General features: G+C 64.9%; 4 protein-coding genes. All 4 read right to left on the bottom strand.

The window, feature by feature from the left end:
* Positions 1-166: 166 nt before the first annotated feature.
* The gene (gene upp / locus Q0S16_RS06395) at positions 167-796 is read right to left on the bottom strand and encodes a uracil phosphoribosyltransferase (RefSeq protein ID WP_295846175.1); all 630 of its coding nucleotides are present in this window, start codon (positions 794-796) and stop codon (positions 167-169) included.
* A gap of 17 nt (positions 797-813) precedes the next feature.
* Positions 814-2049 (bottom strand): URC4/urg3 family protein, encoded by a 1236-nt coding sequence (locus Q0S16_RS06390; protein WP_295846178.1) that lies wholly within the window; start codon positions 2047-2049, stop codon positions 814-816.
* A 19-nt stretch (positions 2050-2068) separates the two neighbouring features.
* Positions 2069-3325, bottom strand: a complete 1257-nt coding sequence (locus Q0S16_RS06385) for a GTP cyclohydrolase II (RefSeq protein WP_295846173.1) — start codon at positions 3323-3325, stop codon at positions 2069-2071.
* Between the two features lie 172 nt (positions 3326-3497).
* Positions 3498-4537, bottom strand: a 1040-nt coding sequence (locus tag Q0S16_RS06380; protein WP_295846172.1) for a histidine kinase dimerization/phosphoacceptor domain -containing protein, incomplete at its 5' end; no start/stop codon positions are given.

Here is a 4537-nt window from a genome sequence, read left to right as displayed (position 1 = left end):
TTCTCCTGAATCTGGGCAAGATCGACCGTGGCGGCGGCGTGGACCAAGCGTTTCCTTACGTCCAGGCAAGCGACCTGAAGCTGCCATTCTCGAAATAAGACAGCGCCTCCAGCGTGATTTGCGGGTTGAACTCGTGGCGAGGCGTGAAGTCGTTTCCGGTCATCGCCTACTTTGTCCCGAACAGCCGGTCCCCCGCGTCGCCCAGGCCCGGACGGATGTAGCCGTGCTCGTCCAAGCCGCGATCCACCGCCGCCGTGAAGACCGGCACGTCCGGGTGTTCGCCGGTGAACAGGCGCAATCCTTCGGGCGCGGCGAGCAGGCAGACGAAGCGGATGTCCTTGGCGCCGCGCTCCTTGATGCGGTCGATCGCCGCTACCGCGGTGTTGGCGGTGGCCAGCATCGGATCGATCACGATCACCAGGCGCTCTTCAAGATTGGTCGGCGCCTTGAAGAAGTATTCCACGGCGACAAAGGTCTCGGGGTCGCGGTACAGGCCGATATGGGCGATGCGCGCGGACGGCACCAGATCGATCATGCCTTCGACGAAGGAGAGGCCGGCGCGCAGGATCGGCGCGAACACCAGCTTCTTGCCGGCGATTTCCTTGCCCGTCATCTTGGTCAGCGGCGTTTCGATCTCGACATCGGCGAGCGGCAAATCGCGCGTGACCTCGTAGCACAGCAGCATGCCGATCTCGTTGAGCAGCGTGCGAAAGCCTTTCGTCGAGCGGTTCTTGTCGCGGATCAGCGTCAGCTTGTGCTGCACCAATGGGTGATTAACGATCGTAACGCCGTCCATGAATGTCATCCGTTGGGTTAGAATACAGTGCCGTCGCTGATGACTTTCACCGGCGGCGAGGAATCCGCGCGGTGTTGGCGCGCCAGCACGCGCCCGGCGGCCCAGCTGCCGCCTTCGAGGATTTTGGCCAGCGGTAGCGAGGTCGCATCCAGCTGCAGTTTCTGGCGTACGCCTTCGGCAAGCCGGTCGAGCAGCGCGACCGTGAGCGCGCGCCATTCGACGACCAGCGTCGAGCTCACGTCGTGCTCGCGTTCGGCATCGGCCGGATCGCGAAAATTCAGCACGCCGATATCGACAAACAAGCCGCCATTGCGATATTCGGCCAGCCCGGTGAGGCCGTCAATGTCGGTGACCTCGATGCCGGCGGTCTGCAGCGGCTCGATCAGCGAATAGGCCAGCCACTGCGACAGCTTGTGCAGCGGCATCAGCTCGCTGGTGATATCATCCGAGGCCAATGCCGGGTGCTTCCAGCAATCGCCGAGCGCGATGCCGCCGAGCGTCAGCCGCGACGGCCAGATCGGGCCGAGGCGCTGCAGCAGCACTGACAGGATCGTGGGCGCCGGCAGCTTGTCGTCATGTCTCAGCGCGGCAAGCTGGTCGAACAGGCCGCCGGGGCGCGGCGTATCGTGCACGCCGAACACGTCCGGCTTCGATTTCACCAATGCGCCGAGCCGGCGCAGCAGGTTGGCGCGGCCGGCAATTCCGACCATCGGGTTGGCGTCCGACACCTGCATGCCGCGCTCGAGGTCGGCGACCTCGAGATTTGCCAGCACAGCGGCATCGGCGCGCAGTGGCTGATCCTTGTCCGCCGAGAACGCGCCAGACGCGAACATGGCCAGGCTCGCGAGTCCCAATCCTTCGGAGCGGCCGATGGCCTGGCCGGTTTTCGGATCGTGGTAGCGCCAGGTCGGGCCGGCGCCGGCGTCGAGGAAGACGCTGACAATGGCGAGATCGAATTCGGCGCGGGCGCGCGTGGCGCGATCCGGCCATGCGGTGGCATCGGCCAACGCGGCCCAGCGGTTGTCGCCGCCGGCGACAAAATGCCGCCAGCGCGAATGGAACGGGACGTCGAGCGACGGATAGGCCGCGCGGGTCGTTGCCAGCACCAGATCGATGGCCGCGTCCATGCGGCCGAGATCGATCTGGAAGTTTGGCAGTTTGTCGTCGAGGCCAATCGCCAGCAGACGGTGGGCGCGTTCACGGACCGCCCTGGCACTCAAGAGTGACAGGGCAGCGGAGGTATCGGGATTCAGGGAGTTCACCGTTGCGCTCTCAATATTTCTCGAGCGACCGGCCGACGGAATCCTTGAGATCCTCCGGCGTCACCGGCTCCGGCGAATAATAGCCGGCGGCCTTCTTGGCGGTCATCTCGACATGCGCATCGGCGGGGATCATATCGTCGGGGATCGAGACGCGCTCGACGATCTCGACGCCCTGGCTGGTCAGCGCGTCATGCTTCATGTCGCTCATCGAGATGAAGCGATCGATGCGCTTGAGCCCGAGCCAGTGGATCACGTCCGGCATCAATTGCTGGAAGCGGGCATCCTGCACGCCGGCGACGCATTCGGTGCGCTCGAAATATTGCGCGGCGGCATCGCCGCCCTCCTGGCGCTTGCGCGCGTTGTAGACCAGAAATTTCGTCACTTCGCCGAGCGCACGGCCTTCCTTGCGGTTGTAGATGATGATGCCGAGCCCGCCGCGCTGCGCCGCGATGGCGCATTCCTCGATGCCGTGGATCAGATAAGGCCGGCAGGTGCAGATGTCGGAGCCGAACACGTCGGAGCCGTTGCACTCGTCATGGACGCGGCAGGTGATCTTGGTGGTGTGGTCGGGCAGTTTCGTCACGTCGCCGAACAGATAGGCGGTGATGCCGCCGATTGGCGGCAGAAATACTTGTAGATCGGGCCGCGTCACCAGTTCGGGAAACATGCCGGCGGTCTGCTCGAACAGCTGGCGGCGCATATTGTTCTCGGTGGTGCCGAAGCGAGCGGCCATGCCGGGCAGGTGCCAGACCGGGTCGATGGCGATCTTCACCACCGAGACGCTGCCATTGGCGTGCACGACGTCGCCATCGACTTTCAGCCGGCCGGCGGCGATCGCGGCCTGCAGCTCGACCAGATCGAGCCGGGCGCGGGTGATCGCGATGCTCGGCCGGATATCGATGCCCTCGGCGATCTCGGTGGCAAAGTTCTCGCCGACGAGATGGCCCCAGGGATCGAGCGACACGATCTTCTGCGGATCAATCCACTGGTCGAACGGGCCGACATCGGCGGCGGGATGGGTGTTGGTGAGGTCGGGGCGGCGCAGCGGATCCAGCGCCCCGGAGGACACCGCCAGCGCGCGATAGACCGAGTAGGAGCCGCCATGGGTGCCGATGACATTGCGGTCCTGCGGGCGCGACACAGTGCCGATCACCGGGCCACGCTCACGCGCCGTGCCGGCGCCCCAGTGGATCGGGAAGTCGAGCTTGGCGCCCGGTGCCGGGTGCGAGGTCAGCCGAATATGGTCGACCCGATTGGAACGCGTCATCGAAAGGCCCCCTGAAATGGCAACGGCCCGCCTGAAAAGACGGGCCCGTTTGCCTAGGAAGCAACGAACAATACCTAACTCGCTGATGAATGCAACAGGGCGGCATATGAAGATTTAAAACGCTGCCGCCGTTCGGCGAGCGACAGCTTCGTTAATCCAGGCGCTATCAAACTCAGCTCGCCGCGCTCAACGGATGCTGGACCGGCGGCTTGGTCACCGCGCAGAAACGCAGCACGATGCGGGTACCGCTGTGGTCGGGATCGCGCTCGACGGTGGCTTCGAGCTTGTTGGCCATCGCCTGGACGATGCGTTGACCCATGCCGGTGGAACGCGGATCGAGCTTGACGTTGAGGCCGACACCGTCGTCCGTCACCGACAGTTCGAGCGCGTCGCCCTTGGCGGTCAGCACCACATGGATCGGGCCGGCGCCATCGGGATAGGCGTATTTCACCGCGTTCATGACCAGTTCGTTGACGATGATGCCAATCGCCACCGCGCGATCGGGATCGATTTCCACGGTCGCGGCTTTCAGCGTCAACCGCGACATCCGGTTGCCTTCCGCGGAGCGGCGCAGATCCTCCAGCAGGGCTTCGAGATACTGATTTAGCAGCACGCTCTTGAGATCATGCGAGGTATAGAGCCGGCGGTGTACCTGCGCGACCGCGGCGACGCGGCCCATCGCATTGGTGAGCGCGACCTTGACGTCGTCGATGGTCGAGGAGTTGGCCTGCAGATGCAGCAGCGAGGCGATGATCTGCAGCGAGTTACCGACGCGATGGTTGACTTCGCGCAGCAGAACCTCGCGCTCGGCAGCCAGCGCGGCGTAGCGGTCGCGCGAGGCATGGACCTCGGCCTCGGCGTCGTCGCGCGCCTTGCTGATCATGGCCTGTTTCAGCGCCGTCGTCGCCGCGACATGGAGCAGGGGTACGAAATCGCCCTGGGTGTCCTTGACCAGATAGTCGGCGGCGCCGGCTTTCAGCGCTGTGACGGCGATCTTGGAATCCTGCGAGGCGGTGACGAACACCACCGGTGGCGCGTTGGGAAGCGCCTGGATCTGCTCGAGCGTCTCCAGCCCGTCGAGGCCGGGCATGTACTGGTCGAGGGCGATGACGTCGATGCCGCCCTGCCGGATGCGGGCAATGCCGGCCTCGCCATTGTCGCAATGCTCGACGTTAAAGCCCTGTCGCGCCAGGCCACGCTGCACCAGCCGGC

It is taken from the genome of Tardiphaga sp., assembly GCF_025356345.1.
Taxonomy (GTDB): domain Bacteria; phylum Pseudomonadota; class Alphaproteobacteria; order Rhizobiales; family Xanthobacteraceae; genus Tardiphaga.
The sequence above is the reverse complement of the archived record's forward strand: the minus strand, read 5'-3'. Positions and strand labels throughout refer to the sequence as shown.

Bases quoted from the DNA above. Each gene is read 5' to 3' on its own strand.
- upp (WP_295846175.1), bottom strand. From the start codon at position 796: ATGGACGGCGTTACGATCGTTAATCACCCATTGGTGCAGCACAAGCTG.
- Q0S16_RS06385 (WP_295846173.1), bottom strand. From the start codon at position 3,325: ATGACGCGTTCCAATCGGGTCGACCATATTCGGCTGACCTCGCACCCG.